Below are 20,291 nucleotides of genomic sequence, written 5' to 3' on the forward strand. Positions count from 1 at the left end.
CGCGGTGGAGGAAATTAACCGCAGAGACGCAGAGGGCGCAGAGTTATAAATTGTTTACGATTCTTTTGAGTCCATCAATTAATTTTACAGAATTGAAATTTATTAAAAGTCCAAGTTTTACTTCTTTTAACTTTAAATAAGTCAATATTTGGGCAGTATGTATCGGGGCCAATGCGTCAACAGATTTAATTTCGACAATAACTTTATTTTCCACAATCATATCAATTCTATACCCAGCATTCAGTTTAATTTCTTTATAAATAATTGGCAACGGAACCTGTTGCTTCACTTCCAACCCCATCAATTTTAACTCATGCGCTAAACAAACTTCATAGGTGCTTTCCAATAACCCAGGTCCAAGTTGTTTGTGGACTTCAATACCCGCACCGATTATTTTTGAAGATATTTCGTTCTCAGTCATTTTGAATATTTTCTTTGCGTTCTCTGCGCCTTCGCGATGGAGAAAATTAACCGCAAAGGCACAGAGCACACAGAGTTTATTAATGCTTCCCAGTTTTTTTGTCAAAGCCGTACGGACAATGACGGCAGCCACTTTCACAGCAATATCCGCGTTTTAAGTGGTACTGTTCCGTAAAACATTTGTAGCCTTCGGGCGTTAGGTAATAATCGCCTTCTTCGAGTTCTATTTTTTTCTTTGGAAAAAGCATTTCACAAAAGTAAGGATTTCAAGGCTGAAAGTTTTAAAATTGAACCAAATCCATTGTTTCGGGATTTAAGCCTTAAATTTGCAATATCAATTCCAAAGAAATGACAAAACACAAGGCCGGATTCGTAAATATTATTGGAAACCCAAACGTGGGCAAAAGCACGTTGATGAACGCTTTTGTGGGCGAGCGCCTTTCCATCATCACTTCCAAAGCGCAGACCACGCGCCATAGAATTTTGGGAATTGTGAACGGCGATGACTTTCAAGTGCTTTTGAGCGATACACCCGGAATCATAAAACCTGCCTACCAACTGCAGGAAAGTATGATGGATTTTGTGAAATCTGCCTTTGAGGATGCCGATATTCTTTTGTATTTGGTTGAATTGGGCGAAAAGGAGCTGAAAGATGAAGCGTTTTTCAAAAAAATAACCAATTCAAAAATTCCAGTTTTATTGCTGATAAATAAAATTGACAAAGGCAACGAGGAGCTGCTTTCCGAAGCCTTAAAGCTTTGGCAGGAAAAAGTTCCGAATGCTGAAATTTTCGCCATTTCGGCACTTCAGAATTTTGGGGTTTCCGAAGTTTTTAATCGAATTATTGAATTACTTCCCGAGTCGCCGCCATTTTATCCAAAAGACCAGCTCACCGATAAACCCGAGCGGTTTTTCGTAAACGAAGCCATACGCGAAAAAATATTGATGCACTATAAAAAGGAAATTCCCTATTCCGTTGAAATTGATACCGAGGAATTTTTTGAGGACGAAAATATCATCCGAATCCGCAGTATAATTATGGTTGAGCGCGAAACGCAAAAGGGGATTATCATTGGCCACAAAGGTTCAGCTTTAAAGCGTGTGGGCACCGAAGCCCGAAAGGATTTGGAAAAATTCTTTGGAAAACAAATTCATTTAGAACTTTATGTGAAGGTGAATAAAGATTGGCGAAGTAACGAAAGGCAGCTACGAAGATTCGGCTACAATCAATAACGAATTATGATTGAATTGTTTTCAGCATAAAATCATAAAGCTCGCGCATTCCGGGTTTTCCTTTTTTCTTTCCCATGGCTCCGGCGAAATACAGTAAAATCCAAGCCAATACCAAAATTGCTGCAATTACAATTTGAATGGTTATTGAATTCCCTAATTTATAATTGGAGTATAGCCAAGTTAAATCAACCATAAATAGAATACCCACTGCAACATGCAGAAACATAAACATGGTCCAAATTGTTGGATTTGGTCCAAAAAATCCGTGCAAACTACACGAATTTTCATCTTTTTCAGAAATTTCCAAATGCAGTTGCGGCGACCAAAAATGCTGTTCCTTATTTGGAAGTTTTATAAAAATATGATCGTCCACGCAGGAAATCACAAATTTAGTTTGCGATTTTTTTGCTTCCGAAAATTTTACAACCAATTGTGAACAAGGTTTTTCAAGTTCCATTTGGAAACGTGGGCGCAATACAATTTCATTGGAAAGCATTCTTTAATTATTTATTTTTAAAGCCGTTAAAATAGTATTTTTTCTGCCAACTAAAAGCTATTTTTGCACCCTAAAATTAAGATTATGAGCATTGTTGCTGTAGTAGGAAGACCAAATGTAGGGAAATCCACTTTTTTCAATAGATTGATTCAGCGTCGTGAAGCCATTGTTGATGCAGTGAGTGGGGTTACGCGCGACCGTCACTACGGAAAAAGCGATTGGAACGGAAAGGAATTTTCGTTAATTGACACTGGAGGTTATGTAAAGGGAAGCGACGATATTTTTGAAGCTGAAATTGACAAGCAAGTGGAACTAGCCATTGATGAAGCAGATGCAATAATCTTTATGGTTGACGTGGAAAGTGGCGTTACAGGAATGGACCAGGAAGTTGCAAAACTACTTCGCCGTTCAAAAAAACCAATCTTTTTGGCAATCAATAAAGTTGATGGAGCTTCACGGGTAAATGATGCTTTGGAATTTTATTCTTTAGGTTTCGAAAATCAATACAACCTATCGAGCATTAACGGAAGTGGAACAGGTGAATTGCTCGATGATTTAGTGAAAGCATTGCCGGATAGAGAAGAACCGGATGATAGTGAGTTGCCAAGATTCGCAGTTGTGGGTCGTCCAAACGCTGGGAAATCCTCATTCATAAATGCCTTGATTGGTAAAGATCGTTATATCGTTACTGATATTGCAGGAACAACGCGTGATAGTATAGATACAAAATACGATCGTTTCGGTTTTGAATTCAATTTGGTTGATACGGCTGGAATTCGTAAAAAAAGTAAGGTAAAGGAAGACTTGGAATTCTATTCCGTAATGCGAAGCGTTCGCGCCATTGAACATTGCGATGTAATTATTTTGGTTTTTGACGCCACCCGTGGTTTTGACGGACAGGTTGAAAACATTTTCTGGCTTGCCCAGCGCAATAACAAAGGTATTGTGATACTTGCCAATAAGTGGGATTTAGTGGAAGACAAGGAAAGCAGCAGTGTGAAGGATTATGAAAAATATATCCGTCAGCAGTGTGAGCCTTTTGTGGACGTACCGATTGTTTTTGTTTCTGTTCTTACCAAACAACGTATTTATAAAGCCATTGAAACTGCGGTTGAAGTATACCAAAACCGAAGCAAAAAAGTGAAGACAAGTGAGTTGAATGAAGTTATGCTTCCCATAATTCAAAATTATCCTCCTCCGGCTTACAAGGCGAAATATGTAAAAATAAAATTCTGTACGCAGTTACCAACGCCTTACCCAAGTTTTGCATTTTTCTGTAATCTGCCGCAGTATGTGAAGGATCCATATAAACGTTTCATTGAGAATAAACTACGGGAAAACTTTGATTTTTCTGGGGTTCCCATTACTGTTTATTTCAGAAAAAAATAAGGGCCTTTCCTTTTTTAAAAGGTAAATCTTTTATATTTAAACTTTATTTTCTCCCCAGTAAAATAAAATTTAAAAAGATTGAATCTACCATTTATGCAGAAATACTTCTACTTGCTGATTTTCAGCATGCTTTCTTCATTGCTTTATGCTCAAAATTTTGAAATTACTGGGAAACTTGTTGACGAAAATGAAGAAATTCCTTTGGAATCAGCTACTGTCTTTGCAGAAAAAGTAGCCGATAGTTCATTAATAACTTATACAATTACCGGAAAACAGGGGGATTTTGAATTGGCCGGAAAATCTTCTTCCGAAGAGATAAACGTGAATATAAGTTATAATGGTTACACCCCATTCCGAAAAAAAGTAACACTTAACGGACAACCCATAGATTTAGGGACCATAAAAATGGCGGTTCTGGCCGAAGAGTTGGAAGGCGTTGTTGTTACTGCGAATCGGGCGCCCATTACCATTAAAAAAGATACGTTGGAATTTAATGCAGCTTCATTCAACACTAAAGCAAATGCAACGGTTGAAGATTTGCTGAAAGAACTTCCGGGGGTTGAAGTAGATGCCCAAGGAAATATAACCGTAAATGGAAAACCTGTAAATAAAATATTGGTAAACGGAAAACCATTCTTCGGCGACGACCCCACCATTGCAACCCGAAATCTTACAAAAGAAATCGTCGAAAAAATTCAGGTAACCGATACCAAAACAGATTCACAAGCTTTCACTGGCGAAAAAGGCGACGAGAACAACAAAACCATAAACATCAAAATCGACGAAGAAAAAAACAAAGGAATTTTTGGTAGAGTAGCAGCTGGTGGCGGAACGGATAAACGTTTCGAGTATGCGGGACTTATAAATTATTTTGACAACGATTTTCGGGTGAGTGCGCTTGCTGGTGGAAATAATATCAATTCGCCAGGTTTTAGTTTTGGCGAAATTGAAAAAATGTTTGGCAGTGCCCGCTATATAAATATGAATAGCAATGGTTCCTTTAATTATAACGGAAGATCTTTTGGAGGAGGAGATGGAATTACAAATTCAAGAACTGCAGGCGCCAATTTTGCCGACGATTTTGGAAAAGGCTCAGACATATCTGCAGATTACTTTTATTCTTCCTCAAATTCTTTTAATGAAGAGTTGCGGAGCAGGGAAAATATTCTGCCCGAGAACAGATATTTCTCAACTTCCAGCTCCAATTCAGAAAATGATAATGACAGTCATTCTGCAAATCTTCGTTTTAAAACCCAAATAGATTCTACGTTTTTAATTGAGGTGCGCCCACAATTAACCTTTAATAAATCCATTACAGATTTAAACAAAAGTGAAGAAAGTAGAAATTTAGACCAAGAATTAATAAACCAATCACAAAACGATAACCACAGCGAGCGGGAAGGGAGAAATTTTGAAAGTGAATTAATTGTGACCAAAAAATACGGAACTAAAGGTGGTTATTTCAGGATTAGGACGAACAATAAAATCAACGATGTAGATAACGAGGATTTTACGAATTCTTCCACACAAATTTTTGGCGATGAACCCAATTCTATCAATAGAAATCAACTAACTGAGGGTAAAACTAGTTCAGCGGATTTTAAAATCACACCGTCTTGGAGATTCCCAATTATTGCAGATACCCTTTTTCTTTATTTGGGATATAACTTTGAAAAGGATAAACGAAAAGACCGAAAAAGCGTTTTCGATTTTGATAACCAATCACAGCAATACGAAATCTTCAATACAGCGCAAAGTACAGACTTTACAAATACAGATCAATCCTCCAAGCCTCAAGTAAGCCTAACATATACTTCAGAAAAATTACATACGGGTATCACTGTTGGCTATATTTTTAGAACCTTGGAAAGTAATGATGCCCTGCGAGCCATTAATTTTAAAAATGATTTTGACGCGTTGGAGTTGAGTTTTAATTTCAGATATCAATTCAGTAAAAAATTCAGCACCTATATGGGTTATTATCTGCAAAATAATGCACCCTCCGTTGAGCAATTATCTCCTTTTGTGGATGTTTCAAATCCGTTGGACATTACCCGAGGAAATCCAGATTTAAAACCTTCAAATTCGCATAATTTATATTTCGGAGCCAATAACTATGATTTTAAAACCCAATCAGGAATATATAGTTATATCAGGGCTGCAATGACCAATGATCGTGTGGCGCCAAATACTATTGTGGATGAAAATTTAGTGAGAAACACAACTTACGCAAACGTAAATGGCAATTATGAACTATCCGGAAGTCTGGGTTACAGTAAAAATATAAAAATTGATACCTTGCGCAGTTTCAAGTATGGGGTGCAAATGTATGCCACTTTAAATAGAAATATAAACTTTAATAACAACGTGCAATACGCCAGTAAAACGGTAAGTTATTTTCCATCGGTGAATTTAAGTTTTAAATGGAATGATTATTTTGAAATAAACCCTGAATATTCATTAAACTTCAATACGAATACTTTCAATATCGATTCTTTTGAGGATAGAAAATATACACGGCACGAATTCAATTTGAAAACAACTACTTTTTTTCCTAAAAACCTGGAATGGAACAACGATGTTTCCTATATATACAATCCAGATGTTGCCAATGGATTTGAAAAAAATTATGTTTTTTGGAACAGTACGGTATCTTATTCTTTCTTGGATGATAAGGCAAGTGCAAGTTTAAAAATTTATGATTTGCTCAATCAGAATAACAATGTAAAAAGAACTTCAAGCGAAGACTATATTCAAGATATTGAAAGCACTGTTTTGAAGCAATATTTTATGCTTACGCTAAGTTACAAATTCAATACGCTTGGGAAGAAAGGAGAAATAGATGACAATCCGTGGGATTGATATTTTATAAGTTTCAGCTATAAAGGAAAATATAAAGAAGCGCTTTTCAGAAATTTACTGAATACTGAACTACCAGCCACCACTAGCACCACCGCCGCCAAAGCCACCGCCTCCGAAACCGCCGCCAAAGCCGCCTCCGCCACCGAAACTTCCGCCACCGCCAAAGCTGCCTCCTCCGCCGCCAAAACCGCCACGACCAAGGCTACTGAGCACAATAATATCAAGCAAACTTCCTCCGCCGCCACCTTTACCACCGCGACCGCCTTTACGTATAAGAGCTAAAATAATAATGATAAATACGAAGATTATAAAAAAGGGGATGGGGGTTCCGTTTTTCTTCCCAAAATCACGATCTTCCTTAAACTCCCCTTTCAGCGCTGCAAAAATTGCATCGCTACCTTTATCAAGACCTTCGTAATAATTTTCTGCTTTAAATTCAGGAATCATAATTCGGTTTATGATACGTTCAGACATTAAATCGGTGATTCGGTATTCAATGCCGTAACCTGTATTTATATCAACTTTGCGGTCGTCTTTTGCAAGCGTGATTACAATTCCGTTGTCTTCCCCTTTTTGCCCGATTCCCCATTTTTGGCCCCATTCGGCACCGAGCATGGAAATGTCTTCGCCGTTTGTAGAACCAATAATGATGCAAACAATTTGCGTGCTAGTAGAATCTGCATAGCGAATCAGCTTATTTTCTAATGCAGTTTTTTGTGACGGTGTAAGCAGATTTATATAATCGTAAAGTGAAGTCTGAACGGAAGGTTTTGGAGGAATTTCATATTGTGCCAAAACATTTTCAGATAAAAATGCAATGGCAATTAAAACAAATAGAATTTTATATTTCTGAAGAAAATGTTTCATTGAAGGTGTTTACTGCCAACTGATTTGCCGACTGAAATATTAAAAATTATCCCACCGAAATATCATCCGGCAATTCATTTTTGTCATCTTTTTGATGAGGAAAATGTTTTTTCAACTGTTCGCCTGCCTTTAAGATTCCTTCCACCAAACCTTGTTTCATATCCCCATTTTTAAAATTGTTTATGATGATGTCTTTGGTGCTTTCCCAAAAATTCTGCCCTACAATATCGTTGATACCTTTGTCACCCATAATTACAAGGGTGCGATCGTTAACGGCAACATAGATAAGAACGCCGTTACGCTCTGCCGTGTTGTCCATATTCAGCATATCAAATACTTCCGCGGCACGGTCAAAGGCGTCAATGTGTTCGTTGGGTTCTTCCGCAGAAATTGAACTAGGTTCCAAATGAACCCGGATCTCTCCCGAGGTGTTTTTTTCAGCAATGCGAATGGCTTCAACAATAGCGGCTTCTTCTTCCGAAGTAAGAAAATCTTCAACTTTAGACATTCTAGTTATCTTTTCCTAAGTCATCAAAATTCACTTGTGGCGCTTTTTCAGTTCCTGCATCTGCTTTGAAATAAGCTTTTTCATGGAAGCCCAATATGCCAGCAAAAAGTTTTGTTGGGAATTGATTTACTTTAGTATTGAACTCACGAGCAGTGTCATTAAATCTATTGCGCTCCACGTTGATGCGGTTTTCGGTACGTTCCAGTTCGTTTATCAATTCCTTGAAATTTTCATTCGCCTTTAAATCTGGGTATCTTTCAAAAACTGCCAATAAACGTGAAAGGGCAGAGGTAACGCCTGCTTGCGCTTCTTGATACTGTGCAAGTTGCTCCGGAGTAATGTTTGAAGGGTCAATAGTTACAGATGTTGCTTTACTTCTGGCCTCGGTAACGGCAATTAATGTTGATTGTTCAAATTCAGCATATCCTTTTGCGGTGCTGACGATATTAGGAATAAGATCTGCACGACGTTGGTAGGAGCTTTCAACATTTGCCCATTGTGCCGTTGCGTTTTGGTCCAGTACTACAAGTTTATTGTTTAAACTCGCCATATAGGCGCCAATAAGGAGAATAATGCCAAGAATAATAATAATGGGTAACCATTTTTTCATGATGAGGTTGTTTTTAGAGTTGTTCTTTAATTTTTATAAGTTCTGCTTTTACTGATTCCAATTTGCGGATAATCTCAAATTGGTCAAGTGTTTTTTGTTTGTTTTCCTTTAAATGGATTTTTGCGCCTTCCAATGTAAATCCGCGTTCTTTCACCAAATGATAGATGAGTTCAAGATTTTTTATATCCTGCGGCGTGAATTTTCTGTTGCCTTTTGCGTTTTTTTTCGGTTTTAATGCATCAAATTCCTTTTCCCAAAAACGTATAAGTGAAGTGTTCACACCGAAAGCTTCGGCTACTTCGCCAATGTTGTAATATAATCTTTCGGGTAGGTCTATGTGCATTAATTTTAGTTATGAGTTATGAGTTTTCTTTTCTTTGGAATTTGGAATTTTAGTCTAAAGATTGGTTCTCTTCCTGTGCTTTTCTCAAAATATCAGCAAATTCTTCAGCCGTTAAACTTCCGTAATAGAAATTTATCGGGTTTATGCGTTCGCCATCCTTAAAAACTTCGTAGTGGCAATGCGGAGCTTCACTTCTTCCTGTGCTTCCAACAAAACCTATAATATCACCACGTTTTACTTTTTGTCCAGCCCGCACATTGTATTTATACAAATGCCCGTAAAGACTTTCATAGCCATAACCGTGATCAATTACAACGTGGTTTCCGTAGCCTGTTGCGGTATTATCGGCACGAGTAACTTTGCCGTCTCCTGTTGCATAAACTGGCGTTCCGCGTGGTGCGGTAAAATCCATTCCGTAGTGAAATTTCCGAGCTTTTGTAAATGGATCTGTGCGGTAACCATAACCCGATGCCATTCGCGTTAAATCTTCGTTTTTTACTGGCTGGATTGCAGGAATGGCTTCCAAAAGTTTCTCTTTTTCCTCTGCAAGTTTCGCTATTTCGTCCAGAGATTTTGACTGTACAACAATCTGTTTCGTCAAAATATCCAAATTGCGGGTTGTGTTTATAATTAATTTTGAATTGTCAAAACCTTCCAAATCCTTGTAACGGTTTATACCTCCAAAACCTGCTTTTCGCTGTTCGTCTGGAATTGGGTTGCTTTCAAAATATACACGGTACAGGTTGTTGTCCCTATCCTCAACTTCAGCAAGTACTGCCTGTGCTTGCTCTATTTTTTTGTTCAGAAGCTCAAACTGAAGCTGCATATTGTTCAATTCACGCTGTAATGACAATTCCTTAGGGGTTTGAACTGATGGTAGGTTTATATAGACCAAAAGCAACAGAAAGCCACTAAGAAACATGCCTAAAAGACTTAAAGCGAAAATCTTTATTTTTCGGCCTTTTTTCTTTTCTATTTTTCGGTACGAAAGCGTTTCGCTATCGTAGTAATATTTAACCTTAGACATGCGTTAAAAAATTGCTATTTTTGCGCGTTGCTTGTTCGCGCGAAGTAAAGGTAACGTTTTTACAAATATATAAATTGTTTATCACTGCGCCCAACCCTTAATTTTAGCATAATTTTATAAGAAATGAACTCGAAGGAAACCCGTTCCAAATTTTTAGAATTTTTCAAGTCCAAACAGCACCTCATTGTTCCATCTGCGCCAATGGTTGTAAAAAACGATCCAACGCTGATGTTTACCAATAGCGGGATGGCTCCGTTTAAGGAATATTTCCTAGGAAATGGGAAACCAAAAAGCAACCGAATCGCCGATACCCAAAAATGTCTTCGCGTAAGCGGAAAACACAATGATCTTGAAGAAGTGGGAATGGATACTTATCACCACACCATGTTCGAAATGTTGGGGAATTGGAGTTTTGGAGATTATTTCAAAAAAGAAGCAATTGAATGGGCGTGGGAACTTTTGACCGAAGTTTATAAAATTGATAAAGATATACTGTACGTAACCATTTTTGAAGGCGATGAAAGTGAAGGTTTGGAGCGCGATACCGAAGCCTACGATCTTTGGAAACAATTTGTTCCCGAAGACCGAATTCTGAATGGAAACAAAAAAGACAATTTTTGGGAAATGGGCGACCAAGGTCCCTGCGGGCCGTGTAGCGAAATACACGTAGATATTCGTTCTGCGGAAGAAAAGGAGAAAATTCCAGGAAAGGATTTGGTGAATAACGACCATCCGCAAGTAGTGGAAATCTGGAACTTGGTTTTTATGCAGTTCAACCGAAAAGCCAACGGCAGTCTTGAAAAATTACCTGCGCAGCACGTTGATACGGGAATGGGTTTTGAGCGTTTGTGTATGGTTTTGCAGAACAAACAGAGCAATTATGACACCGATGTTTTCACGCCGTTAATTCGTGAAATTGGAGCGATTACAAATACGAACTACGGAAAAGACGAAAAGAAGGACATAGCAACGCGAGTAATTGCAGACCACGTTCGTGCGGTTGCGTTTTCAATTGCAGATGGACAACTTCCGAGCAATACGGGAGCTGGTTACGTGATCCGAAGAATATTGAGAAGGGCAATCCGCTACGGATTTACGTTTTTGGACAAAAAAGAACCTTTTATTTATAAATTGATTGAAACGTTGAGCGCGCAAATGGGCGATGCCTTTCCAGAGCTTATTACTGAAAAGAACTTAATTACAAACGTTATCCGCGAAGAGGAAAATTCTTTTTTACGAACGCTGGACCAAGGTTTGGTGTTGCTTGAAAACGTTATTGAAACTGCTGATTCCAAAGAAATTTCTGGTAAAAAAGCATTTGAATTGTACGATACTTTCGGTTTCCCGATAGATTTAACGGCATTGATTCTTCGCGAACGCGGTTATTCCTTAAATGAAAAGGAATTTGATGCAGAACTTCAGCAGCAAAAAGATCGTTCCCGCGCCGCAACAAAAGTGGAAACGGGCGATTGGGTTGTTTTGGAAAAAGATGATGTAGAGGAATTTGTAGGTTATGATACCTTGGAAACCCAAGTAAAAATTACACGTTATCGAAAAGTGGACAGCAAAAAGGAAGGCGAAATGTACCAACTCGTTTTCAACCTAACCCCTTTTTATCCCGAAGGTGGAGGCCAAGTGGGCGATAAAGGCTATTTGGAAGCAGCCGATGGCGGCGTTACTTATATTGTTGACACCAAAAAGGAGAACAATTTAATAATCCATTTTACAAAGACACTTCCGCGAAATCCTGAAACTACTTTTAAAGCGGTGGTTGATGAAAAACAACGAAGCAGAACAGCTTCAAATCACACAGCAACGCATTTGCTCCACCAAGGTTTGCGCAATATTCTTGGCGAACACGTGGCGCAAAAAGGAAGTATGGTTCACAGCAGAAATTTGCGTTTTGACTTTTCACATTTCGCAAAAGTGAGTGATGAGGAGTTGAAACAAGTTGAAGATTTTGTGAATGCAAGAATCCGCGAAGGAATCGCTTTGGAAGAGCGAAGAAATATTCCCTATCAACAAGCCATAGACGAGGGCGCCATTGCGCTTTTCGGTGAAAAATATGGCGATGCCGTTCGCGCGATAAAATTTGGAAAATCGATGGAGCTTTGCGGCGGAACGCACGTGCCGAATACGAATGATATTTGGCATTTTATAATCACTTCCGAAGGGGCGGTTGCATCTGGAATTAGAAGGATTGAAGCAATTACTGGAGATGCTGCAAAACAGTATTTTATTGATAGAAGTGAATCGTTCGCATCGCTTCAAAAAGCATTGAACAATGCACAAGACCCCGTAAAAGCTGTGGAAAGTTTGCAGGAAGAAAACAGTGCCTTGCAAAAACAAATTCAGCAATTGTTAAAGGATAAAGCGAAGAATCTAAAAGGCGAATTAAAAGCTGAAATTGCGCAAATAAACGGGGTGAATTTCCTTGCTAAAAAAATAGATTTAGATGCAGGCGGAATGAAGGATTTGGCTTTTGAAATGGGCGGCGAAACTGAAAATCTCTTTGTGGTTTTTGGTGCTGAACACGACGGAAAAGTGTTGCTTGCTTGCTATATTTCAAAAGAATTGGCCAGTGAAAAAAACCTTGATGCAGGAAAGATTATTCGCGAACTTGGAAAATACATTCAAGGCGGTGGCGGCGGACAGTCTTTCTTTGCAACTGCGGGAGGAAAGAATGCTGCCGGAATTGACGAAGCTTTGGAAAAAGCAAAAGAATTTTTAAAGTAATGCTTCGCGTTCTCTGCGCCTCTGCGGTGTAAATTTTACCGCAAAGACGCAAAGTTCGCAGAGGTTTTCGCCGATAATAATGAAACTCCAAACCGAAATACCGCTAAAACCCGAAGAAAATCAAATAGATTATTCCTCAAAAATACTTTTGTTGGGAAGTTGTTTTTCGGAAAATATTGGGGCGAAGTTTGAATACTTTAAATTTCAGAATTTACAGAATCCGTTTGGGGTTATTTTCAATCCAGTTTCAATTGAAAGATTAGTTGTACGGGCGATTGAAAACAACCCTTTTTCAGAAGAAAACATCTTTGAGCATAATGGAATTTGGAAATGTTTTGAAGTACATTCCGAGCTTTCAGCTCCGAATAAAAGTGAATTTTTAAGAAATCTAAATTCAGCACTTCAAAATTTACGGGAAGCTTTATTTTCTTCAACACATATCATTATCACTTTTGGCACTTCGTGGGTTTATAGAAAAACTGAAACCAATGAAATTGTAGCCAATTGCCATAAACTTCCGCAGCAAAATTTTCAAAAGGAATTGCTTTCCATTGAAACCATTTCGAAAAGCCTTCAAAATATTTTTAGTCGAATTTCAGAAATAAACCCAGCCGCGACAATTATAAACACCGTTTCGCCCGTGCGGCATATTAAAGATGGTTTTGTAGAAAATTCGCTCAGTAAAGCTTATTTACTTTCGGCAATTCACCAATCTTTGTCACTTCGAGCGCAGTCGAGAAGTTATTATTATTTTCCGTCGTTTGAAATATTGATGGACGAACTTCGTGATTACCGCTTTTACGCCGAGGATTTACTTCACCCAAACAAAACCGCTATCGAAATTATTTGGCAGAAATTTTCTGAAGTGTGGATTGGTTCGGAAACAGAAACGCTACAGAAAGAAATTGTGTCCATTCAAAATGGTTTGCTTCACAGACCTTTCAACCCGCAAAGCAAGGAACATCTACAATTTTCTGAAAAACTCCAGCAAAAAATAACTTCGCTTAAACAACATTACCCACACATTATATTTTAAGATTGTTGCCGAAACTTAAATTGGTGCGCATCAATTTGTTGATTGGTACGCACTAAATTGATAGTTGGTACGCATCAAACCCTTAATTGTTGCGCACCAAAATAAATTTTCAGAAAAGAATACGTCAATTGCCGTATTGTCTGCCTTTTGGTTTTAGGGCAATTTTGCTTCAACAATTAATCACGTATTCGCCAAGAGCGGAACACTAAACCCAAATAGTATGAAAACTTTTAAAAAATCAATTTTAGTATTAATGGCAGTTGTTGCCGTAAGTTTAACTTCTTGTAAAAAAGATGATGATGGCGGCGGAGGCGGAAGTGCTGGTTCTGGAACTGTTGTTGCCAAAGTGAACGGTAATAATTTTACCTCACTTGATATAGCTTCAACTGCTAGCCAGTCTACAGGTGGCGGAAGTACTACAATTACACTTCAAGGTTCTGATGCTTCTGGAAAAGGAATCTTTATTATCATCAATAATTATGATGGTACAGGTACTTATGAGTTCAGCGATTCAAATGTATTTGTAACCGCTACTTATGTAGAGGCAAATGTGAACAATCCACAAAATTCACAAACTTGGTCTGCTCCTTATCAAGGTAGTGGGGTAGTTGGGGAAGTAAAAATTTCTGAAAAAACAGATACTAAAATCAAAGGTACATTCAACTTTATGGCTAAAAACGTAAACGGGGATCAGTCAATAAAAAATATTACGGACGGTTCTTTCGATTTAAATTTTTAATAGCCACACGCACTTAAGAAAATCTCTATGTTGAGGTTTTTACGTGGGCCGGGGGTGAAACGCAAGTTTTTCTTCCGGTTTTTTTTATGAAGTCGATGAGTTGAGAAGTCGATGGGTTGAGAAGTTTTGGCATCACTTTAGTTTTAGAATTTGAAACCTGAAATTTCAACAATACGGCAATTGCCGTATTGTTTGCACCTTTGTTAAAAAGCATCTTTGTATAGGAAATTTAAAGTGATCTACTAACCAGATTATTTTTCAAATGCAAACGAGTTGAGGGGCGTTTGCAGTTCTGAAACCCCATGTTCAACTATGGGGTTTTTATTTTTAAGCCTCCAACTACTGAAATAAAATATAGACTATGTGGAATGCAATCCTGATGCCAACCAAAAGCAATGCTATTTTATGGGCTAACGCGCTTTTTCTTTTCTTGCTTTTGGCATTGCATATGGCAGACCCACTTACCATTGTGTTTGCCTATTTTTTGGAAACTATCATTATTGGTGTAATTCATTTATTGAAATTATGGTTGGTAGGTAAATACGGAAATAAATCCACAGATCCCAAGAAACAGCTTACGGGCATTCCGTTGATGATTTTCTTTTGCTTCCATTATGGAATGTTTGTGGCCATTCAATCTGTTTTTGCTTTTTCGCTTTTTGAAAGCAGTATTCCTGGTTTAGAAGATGGGTTCCACTTAATTCATAATTACACATTTATTCTTGGTAGTGCAGGGATGCCGATTATTTTGGCTTCTATAATTGTAAATAATCTGACTTATTTCTACACCAATTTTTGGCGAAACGAAAAATATAGGGAATATACGCCGGACGGTATTTTAATGAAACCCTATGTGCGTATTTTCATTCAGCAGTTTGTGGTTATTCTGGCTTTTTTCTTTTACATGCTTTTTAATAGCGGAATGATAGCAGCGGTGCTTTTGATACTCTTTAGGCTTTTTGTGGATTTAATAATGTTCTCTATAAAAAAGGACAGTGCAACCTTGGAAATTCTTTCGAAAAAACTTGCAAAGACTCCCGAACAATATCCAGAAATTAAAAAGCAACTACAGGAATATAGTGAGTGATTTTATGAAAAATAAATCTCTATGAAAAATCAAACAAAAGCACTTTTGTATAATTCCTTAGCATTGTTTTTTGGAATAATTGCACTTTTAACATCTTGGCTTTGGGCGTATTATGTCAACCTTTTTATTGCTTTCCCAAGCCTTATCGCAGCTTTTTTTCTTTGTAAGTCTGCCAATAAAGCTATGCCGGGCAACTTGTTTTCAAAAGTAAATTACGTTTTGATAGCCACATCGGTGGTAGTGGCATTTGTAACATTAATTATTTTATTGTTGAAGAATTAATTTTTTTGCAAACAATAAAACAACTGTCTTATAGGCTTACATTTTTTTTAAAAATACAAATATCACCCAATCAAATAGGGCATTTGCCCTATATTAAAAATTTAGAAAGAAACCTATCTTTAAAGTTTAAATCTAGCATACCTTTATGTATTTGCCATTAATCATACTTTTAATAGTACTTGCCATTATTTTTGTGCTAATATTTTATTTTTATACTAAAAATAGAGCCATTAAGAATGCACATTCGTCAAAAATTGATAGATTGGAGCACGCTATTTTTTTAAATGGCAATCAAATAAAATTTAGAAATTCTGGATTGCAGGAGTATAGTTTTTTAAAGCACAATTTAACAGAAGTGCTTGTAGTGCAACCAGAAATTATTCTGTAAAATATGGTGAGATTTTTACTTCTTTTTTGTGTTTTGCTGGGCTCGGCCACTATTTATTCGCAGAATAAGCAACAAATAGATTCCATAAATAAACTTTATGTTCAAGGGCTCAATATTCCGCAAGACTCCATTGTTGCACTCTTTCAGAAAAATATAAAAGCAGCCGAAAAGATTTCTTATGAACTGGGAGTTGCGGATGGGTATTCGCAATTGGGATTGGTTTATAGTTATCAGGGCAAATATGAAGAAAGCACAAAAAGCACAATTGAGGCTATAACTATTTATGAAAAGCTGAAGCAGACGGACAAAATTGCAGGCTATTATGCAGGTTTGGGCTATAGCATGAAATATCGCGATTTAAAGAATGCACTTTATTATATGCAAAAGGGAAAAGCAGTTGCAGAAGCCAATAAACTTGAAGAGCTGCTTAAAGATATTTACAACAATTACGGGGTTTTAAAAGAAATAAACAATGAGTTGGACAGTGCGCTATATTATTTTAATAGAGGGTTGGAAATTAAAATAAAAATTAACGACACTATAGGCATTCCCTACAGTTGGAGTAATATGGCAGGAGCTTATGGCTTGCAGGAAAATTTTTCAAAATCGAGGGAATATTTCAATAAATCACTTCAGCAACGATTGGTTTGGGCAGATTCTTTGGGAATTGCTGAGAATTACACACAATTGGGCGAGGTTTTTATGGCCGAAAAAAAATGGAACGACGCAATTCCATTTATGCATAAATCATTGCCCATTTCGCTTAAAAAGCAATATCGAAATCTTACGCAGTACAACTATAAAATGCTTTCAGATATATTCAAAAAACTGAACAATACAGATTCAGCATTGTATTATTTTGAGCAATATTCAGCAATTAAAGACAGCGTTCACAGTATAAAAGTGCAGGAAAGTATTGCTGCGCTCAATATTGAGTTTGAAACCGAAAAGAAGCAAAACGAAATTCTGGAACAACGCGCCCAACTTGCGGAAAAGGATTTGGAAGTCCGCCGAAAAAACACTTTTATTTTTGGTAGTTTGGGTCTTGCTTTGATTTTGGGACTATTGGGTTACTTGCTTTACAATCAGCAAAAAATGAAGAATCGACAACTTCAAAAAGAAACCGAATTGACCTCTGCTTTGGCAAAAATTGAAACCCAAAACAAATTACAGGAACAACGTTTAAGAATTTCACGGGATTTGCACGACAACATTGGTGCGCAGCTTACTTTCATTATTTCCAGTATCGATAATTTAAAGTATGGTTTTACGGATATAAGCGAAAAATTGGGTAATAAACTTATCGGTATCAGTAGCTTTACGCAACAGACAATCTATGAATTGCGCGATACCATTTGGGCGATGAACAAGGAAAATATAACCTTTGAAGATCTGCAATCCCGTATTGCAAACTTTATTGAACACGCAAAAAACGCTTCCGAAAAAACTGATTTTTCGTTTAACATTGATGAAAATGTTGATGAAACACATATTTTTTCTTCGGTGGAAGGAATGAATATTTACAGGATTATTCAAGAGGCCGTAAACAACGCTTTAAAATATGCGTCAGCAGATGAAATTGAAGTAAATATTTCAGAAAAAGAAAACAAATACACAGTTGAAATCACAGATACCGGAATCGGCTTTGACCAAGACAGCACGGAACTTGGCAATGGATTGAACAATATGAAAAAGCGTTCCAGAGAGATTGGAGGAAACATTAAATTTGTTTCAAAAATGGGTAAGGGGACAAAAGTGGTTTTAAATTTTCCAAAATAGTGAGGACAAGCATACTGTCTTCACTTTTTTATTTATACGTCAATTGCCCTATTTTTTCAATAATTCATAAAAGGTATTTTTAGTATCTTTAAAACAACTAACCGTACCAAAGATGCTTAAAATTGCAATTGTTGACGACAACACTTTTCTTATAAACGCCATAAAGGAAAAACTTTCCTTTTTTGAAGATGTTTCCGTAAAGCATACTTCCTTGAACGGGAGCGAACTTCTCACAAAACTGCAAGAAAATCACAACCTCGATTTAATTTTGATGGATATTGAAATGCCAGTTTTAAACGGTATTGAAACAACCCAAATAGTTAAGCAGAAATACCCGCACATCAAAATAATTATGCTCACCGCTTTTGACAATGACGAGCATATTTTCAATGCGATAAAAGCTGGTGCTGACGGTTATTTGCTGAAAGAAATCAATCCAAAAGATTTATACGAAGGGATTTTGGAAACCTTGAATGGCGGTGCGGCGATGAATCCTTCCATTGCGATGAAAACCTTGAAATTGCTCAGAAATCCTATAGATATCCAAAACCCGCGCGATCAAGAAGAAATATCACTTTCCACACGGGAAGTTGAGGTTTTGGAACAGCTAAGCAAAGGTTTGAGCTATACAGTAATTGCAGATCATCTTTTCCTTTCGCCCAGCACCGTTAGAAAACACATTGAAAACATCTACAAAAAATTGCAGGTGCACAGCAAGATTGAAGCCGTTCAAAAGGCAAGGAATCACAATATTATTTAAGATTTTTCCTTTCTGAAAATAGTTGTAGTTTTATGTTTTTTATTTCTGAAAAATACTTCAGAAGATTAACCTATTACTATGAAAAAACTATTCTTCTTTACACTATCCCTTTTTTTATTTTCAACCTTTTCAGTGTTTTCGCAGGAAAAAAACCCTGTAATTGAGAACATTCAAAAAGAGGCTTATGAAAATTCACAACTCGAAATTCTCGGCCACGAATTGCTGGACGATATTGGTCCGCGATTGGTTGGAACTCCACAAATGCAACAAGCTCACGATTGGGCTGTAGCAAAATACAAGTCTTGGGGTATTTCCGCTGAGAACCAACAATGGGGCGAATGGAAAGGCTGGGAGCGCGGCATAACGCATATTGATATGGTTTATCCACGGGTGCAGACTTTAGATGGAACCCAATTAGCGTGGAATCCCGGAACTTCATCAAAAGGTGTAACTGCGGAATTGATTGTACTTCCTGAAATAAAAGATTCAATTTCATTCAAAAAATGGTTGCCGAATGTGAAAGGGAAATTTGTAATGGTAGCAATGAAGCAACCTACGGGCCGTCCCGACGAAAACTGGAAAGAATTTGCAACACCCGAATCTTTTGAAAAGATGAAAACTGAAAGAGAAGAACAGACGAAAGCGTGGGACGAAAACATAAAGCGAAGCGGTTATGATAGACGAAGCATTATACCTGCGTTGGAAAAAGCTGGCGCAATTGGAATTGTCGATTCCTATTGGTCCAAAGGTTTTGGAGTGAATAAAATTTTTGGAGCCCGTACTAAAAAAATCCCTTCCGTAGATATTGAACTGGAAGATTACACTATGCTTTACAGAATGGTAGAACACGGCGATAAACCGAAAATCCACGTAGTTGCAGAGTCGAAAGATTTGGGAAGAGTGCCAACTTTCAACACCATCGCAGAAATAAAAGGAACTGAAAAACCCGAGGAATATGTTATACTTTCCGCACATTTTGATTCGTGGGACGGCGGAACAGGCGCAACCGATAACGGAACCGGAACTTTGGTTATGATGGAAGCCATGCGAATTCTGAAAAAAGTATATCCCAATCCAAAACGAACCATTTTGGTAGGCCATTGGGGAAGCGAGGAGCAGGGTTTAAATGGTTCTTCATCATTTGTTGCAGATCATCCCGAAATTGTCAGTAATATTCAAGCAGTTTTCAACCAAGATAATGGAACTGGAAGAGTCACAAGTATTAACGGTGCAGGTTTTTTACAATCGTATGATTATATGTCGCGCTGGTTACGTGCAGTTCCCGACACTATTCGCAAAAATATTGAAACCACTTTTCCAGGTTGGCCAGCACGGGGCGGTTCGGACAATGCAAGCTTTGTTGCGGCAGGAGCTCCGGCTTTCAGTTTAAGTTCGCTTAGCTGGAATTACTGGAATTACACTTGGCACACAAACCGGGACACCTACGATAAAATTGTTTTTGACGATGTGCAAAGCAATGTGATTCTAACAGCAATTTTAGCCTATATGGCTTCTGAAGATGATTCAAAAACTTCGCGAGAGCAAGTTATTTTGCCTATTGATGATAAAACAGGAGAACGTCAAACCTGGCCCACGCCAAGAGTTCCCGAAAGAAAAGGAGGAATGTAAACCGTAAAAGCAACAAATCTCAAAAGCACCAAATAACAAATCCCAAATTCCAAGTGTATTCTTTGGAATTTGGGATTTGAATTTTGGGATTTATTTGGAA

General features: G+C 37.6%; 20 protein-coding genes. 11 read left to right on the top strand and 9 right to left on the bottom strand.

What is annotated here, in order from left to right; genetic code table 11:
* Nucleotides 1–43: 43 nt before the first annotated feature.
* Both A7A78_RS09980 and A7A78_RS15125 read right to left on the bottom strand, forming a co-directional pair.
* Nucleotides 44–421: a GxxExxY protein gene (locus A7A78_RS09980; RefSeq protein ID WP_062622626.1), complete on the bottom strand. Its 378-nt coding sequence runs from the start codon at nt 419–421 to the stop codon at nt 44–46.
* Nucleotides 422–500: 79 nt separating this feature from the next.
* The gene (locus tag A7A78_RS15125; protein WP_165593562.1) at nt 501–668 is read right to left on the bottom strand and encodes a C1orf53 family protein; all 168 of its coding nucleotides are present in this window, start codon (nt 666–668) and stop codon (nt 501–503) included.
* Nucleotides 669–768: 100 nt separating this feature from the next.
* Here A7A78_RS15125 and era point away from each other — a divergent pair, with 100 nt between their 5' ends.
* Nucleotides 769–1,653, top strand: a complete 885-nt coding sequence (gene era, locus A7A78_RS09985) for a GTPase Era (RefSeq protein ID WP_068762312.1) — start codon at nt 769–771, stop codon at nt 1,651–1,653.
* 4 nt (nt 1,654–1,657) lie between these two features.
* On the opposite strand, the gene A7A78_RS09990 is transcribed toward era, so the two are convergent.
* Entirely contained in the window at nt 1,658–2,149 is a 492-nt protein-coding gene (locus tag A7A78_RS09990) for a GTP-binding protein (protein WP_068762313.1), read from the bottom strand.
* 81 nt (nt 2,150–2,230) lie between these two features.
* On the opposite strand from A7A78_RS09990, the gene der reads away from it, so the two are divergent.
* A complete protein-coding gene (der, locus tag A7A78_RS09995; RefSeq protein ID WP_068762341.1) occupies nt 2,231–3,538 on the top strand; it encodes a ribosome biogenesis GTPase Der in 1,308 nt (435 codons plus the stop codon).
* Nucleotides 3,539–3,631: 93 nt separating this feature from the next.
* On the top strand, nt 3,632–6,400 hold the full coding sequence (locus A7A78_RS10000) for an outer membrane beta-barrel protein (RefSeq protein ID WP_068762314.1): 2,769 nt from the start codon (nt 3,632–3,634) through the stop codon (nt 6,398–6,400).
* A gap of 69 nt (nt 6,401–6,469) precedes the next feature.
* On the opposite strand, the gene A7A78_RS10005 is transcribed toward A7A78_RS10000, so the two are convergent.
* The 5 genes from A7A78_RS10005 to A7A78_RS10025 are packed head-to-tail and all read right to left on the bottom strand — an operon-like array spanning nt 6,470 to nt 9,755.
* Nucleotides 6,470–7,267: a TPM domain-containing protein gene (locus tag A7A78_RS10005; RefSeq protein ID WP_068762315.1), complete on the bottom strand. Its 798-nt coding sequence runs from the start codon at nt 7,265–7,267 to the stop codon at nt 6,470–6,472.
* Between the two features lie 46 nt (nt 7,268–7,313).
* Nucleotides 7,314–7,775, bottom strand: a complete 462-nt coding sequence (locus A7A78_RS10010) for a TPM domain-containing protein (protein WP_068762316.1) — start codon at nt 7,773–7,775, stop codon at nt 7,314–7,316.
* Nucleotide 7,776: 1 nt separating this feature from the next.
* Entirely contained in the window at nt 7,777–8,385 is a 609-nt protein-coding gene (locus A7A78_RS10015) for a LemA family protein (protein ID WP_068762317.1), read from the bottom strand.
* A gap of 13 nt (nt 8,386–8,398) precedes the next feature.
* On the bottom strand, nt 8,399–8,728 hold the full coding sequence (locus A7A78_RS10020) for a MerR family transcriptional regulator (RefSeq protein WP_068762318.1): 330 nt from the start codon (nt 8,726–8,728) through the stop codon (nt 8,399–8,401).
* A gap of 49 nt (nt 8,729–8,777) precedes the next feature.
* Nucleotides 8,778–9,755 carry a M23 family metallopeptidase gene (locus A7A78_RS10025; protein WP_068762319.1) on the bottom strand — a complete coding sequence of 326 codons (978 nt, stop codon included), beginning with the start codon at nt 9,753–9,755 and terminating at the stop codon, nt 8,778–8,780.
* Nucleotides 9,756–9,878: 123 nt separating this feature from the next.
* Here A7A78_RS10025 and alaS point away from each other — a divergent pair, with 123 nt between their 5' ends.
* The 3 genes from alaS to A7A78_RS10040 all read left to right on the top strand — a co-directional run bounded on the left by alaS (nt 9,879) and on the right by A7A78_RS10040 (nt 14,266).
* Entirely contained in the window at nt 9,879–12,491 is a 2,613-nt protein-coding gene (gene alaS, locus A7A78_RS10030; RefSeq protein WP_068762320.1) for an alanine--tRNA ligase, read from the top strand.
* 79 nt (nt 12,492–12,570) lie between these two features.
* Complete coding sequence (locus A7A78_RS10035; RefSeq protein ID WP_068762321.1) at nt 12,571–13,527, top strand: GSCFA domain-containing protein; 957 nt, start codon at nt 12,571–12,573, stop codon at nt 13,525–13,527.
* A gap of 220 nt (nt 13,528–13,747) precedes the next feature.
* Nucleotides 13,748–14,266 (top strand): Riean_0653 family protein, encoded by a 519-nt coding sequence (locus A7A78_RS10040; RefSeq protein WP_068762322.1) that lies wholly within the window; start codon nt 13,748–13,750, stop codon nt 14,264–14,266.
* 25 nt (nt 14,267–14,291) lie between these two features.
* On the opposite strand, the gene A7A78_RS10045 is transcribed toward A7A78_RS10040, so the two are convergent.
* Nucleotides 14,292–14,480, bottom strand: coding sequence for a hypothetical protein (locus A7A78_RS10045; RefSeq protein WP_068762323.1), 189 nt, complete (start codon nt 14,478–14,480; stop codon nt 14,292–14,294).
* 147 nt (nt 14,481–14,627) lie between these two features.
* On the opposite strand from A7A78_RS10045, the gene A7A78_RS10050 reads away from it, so the two are divergent.
* The 5 genes from A7A78_RS10050 (at nt 14,628) to A7A78_RS10075 (ending at nt 20,191) form a co-directional block, all read left to right on the top strand.
* Entirely contained in the window at nt 14,628–15,353 is a 726-nt protein-coding gene (locus A7A78_RS10050) for a DUF6498-containing protein (protein ID WP_068762324.1), read from the top strand.
* 21 nt (nt 15,354–15,374) lie between these two features.
* Nucleotides 15,375–15,635 carry a hypothetical protein gene (locus tag A7A78_RS10055; RefSeq protein ID WP_068762325.1) on the top strand — a complete coding sequence of 87 codons (261 nt, stop codon included), beginning with the start codon at nt 15,375–15,377 and terminating at the stop codon, nt 15,633–15,635.
* 391 nt (nt 15,636–16,026) lie between these two features.
* A complete protein-coding gene (locus A7A78_RS10065; protein ID WP_068762327.1) occupies nt 16,027–17,802 on the top strand; it encodes a tetratricopeptide repeat-containing sensor histidine kinase in 1,776 nt (591 codons plus the stop codon).
* Between the two features lie 112 nt (nt 17,803–17,914).
* Entirely contained in the window at nt 17,915–18,562 is a 648-nt protein-coding gene (locus tag A7A78_RS10070) for a response regulator (protein WP_068762328.1), read from the top strand.
* Between the two features lie 78 nt (nt 18,563–18,640).
* Entirely contained in the window at nt 18,641–20,191 is a 1,551-nt protein-coding gene (locus A7A78_RS10075) for a M20/M25/M40 family metallo-hydrolase (protein ID WP_068762329.1), read from the top strand.
* Nucleotides 20,192–20,291: the final 100 nt, after the last annotated feature.

It is taken from the genome of Aequorivita soesokkakensis (assembly GCF_001641085.1).
Classification (GTDB): domain Bacteria; phylum Bacteroidota; class Bacteroidia; order Flavobacteriales; family Flavobacteriaceae; genus Aequorivita; species Aequorivita soesokkakensis.

Coding starts and splice junctions, on each gene's coding strand:
- A7A78_RS09980 (WP_062622626.1), bottom strand. CDS start 421: ATGACTGAGAACGAAATATCTTCAAAAATAATCGGTGCGGGTATTGAA.
- A7A78_RS15125 (WP_165593562.1), bottom strand. CDS start 668: ATGCTTTTTCCAAAGAAAAAAATAGAACTCGAAGAAGGCGATTATTAC.
- era (WP_068762312.1), top strand. CDS start 769: ATGACAAAACACAAGGCCGGATTCGTAAATATTATTGGAAACCCAAAC.
- A7A78_RS09990 (WP_068762313.1), bottom strand. CDS start 2,149: ATGCTTTCCAATGAAATTGTATTGCGCCCACGTTTCCAAATGGAACTT.
- A7A78_RS10000 (WP_068762314.1), top strand. CDS start 3,632: ATGCAGAAATACTTCTACTTGCTGATTTTCAGCATGCTTTCTTCATTG.
- A7A78_RS10005 (WP_068762315.1), bottom strand. CDS start 7,267: ATGAAACATTTTCTTCAGAAATATAAAATTCTATTTGTTTTAATTGCC.
- A7A78_RS10010 (WP_068762316.1), bottom strand. CDS start 7,775: ATGTCTAAAGTTGAAGATTTTCTTACTTCGGAAGAAGAAGCCGCTATT.
- A7A78_RS10015 (WP_068762317.1), bottom strand. CDS start 8,385: ATGAAAAAATGGTTACCCATTATTATTATTCTTGGCATTATTCTCCTT.
- A7A78_RS10020 (WP_068762318.1), bottom strand. CDS start 8,728: ATGCACATAGACCTACCCGAAAGATTATATTACAACATTGGCGAAGTA.
- A7A78_RS10025 (WP_068762319.1), bottom strand. CDS start 9,755: ATGTCTAAGGTTAAATATTACTACGATAGCGAAACGCTTTCGTACCGA.
- alaS (WP_068762320.1), top strand. CDS start 9,879: ATGAACTCGAAGGAAACCCGTTCCAAATTTTTAGAATTTTTCAAGTCC.
- A7A78_RS10035 (WP_068762321.1), top strand. CDS start 12,571: ATGAAACTCCAAACCGAAATACCGCTAAAACCCGAAGAAAATCAAATA.
- A7A78_RS10040 (WP_068762322.1), top strand. CDS start 13,748: ATGAAAACTTTTAAAAAATCAATTTTAGTATTAATGGCAGTTGTTGCC.
- A7A78_RS10045 (WP_068762323.1), bottom strand. CDS start 14,480: ATGCTTTTTAACAAAGGTGCAAACAATACGGCAATTGCCGTATTGTTG.
- A7A78_RS10050 (WP_068762324.1), top strand. CDS start 14,628: ATGTGGAATGCAATCCTGATGCCAACCAAAAGCAATGCTATTTTATGG.
- A7A78_RS10055 (WP_068762325.1), top strand. CDS start 15,375: ATGAAAAATCAAACAAAAGCACTTTTGTATAATTCCTTAGCATTGTTT.
- A7A78_RS10065 (WP_068762327.1), top strand. CDS start 16,027: ATGGTGAGATTTTTACTTCTTTTTTGTGTTTTGCTGGGCTCGGCCACT.
- A7A78_RS10070 (WP_068762328.1), top strand. CDS start 17,915: ATGCTTAAAATTGCAATTGTTGACGACAACACTTTTCTTATAAACGCC.
- A7A78_RS10075 (WP_068762329.1), top strand. CDS start 18,641: ATGAAAAAACTATTCTTCTTTACACTATCCCTTTTTTTATTTTCAACC.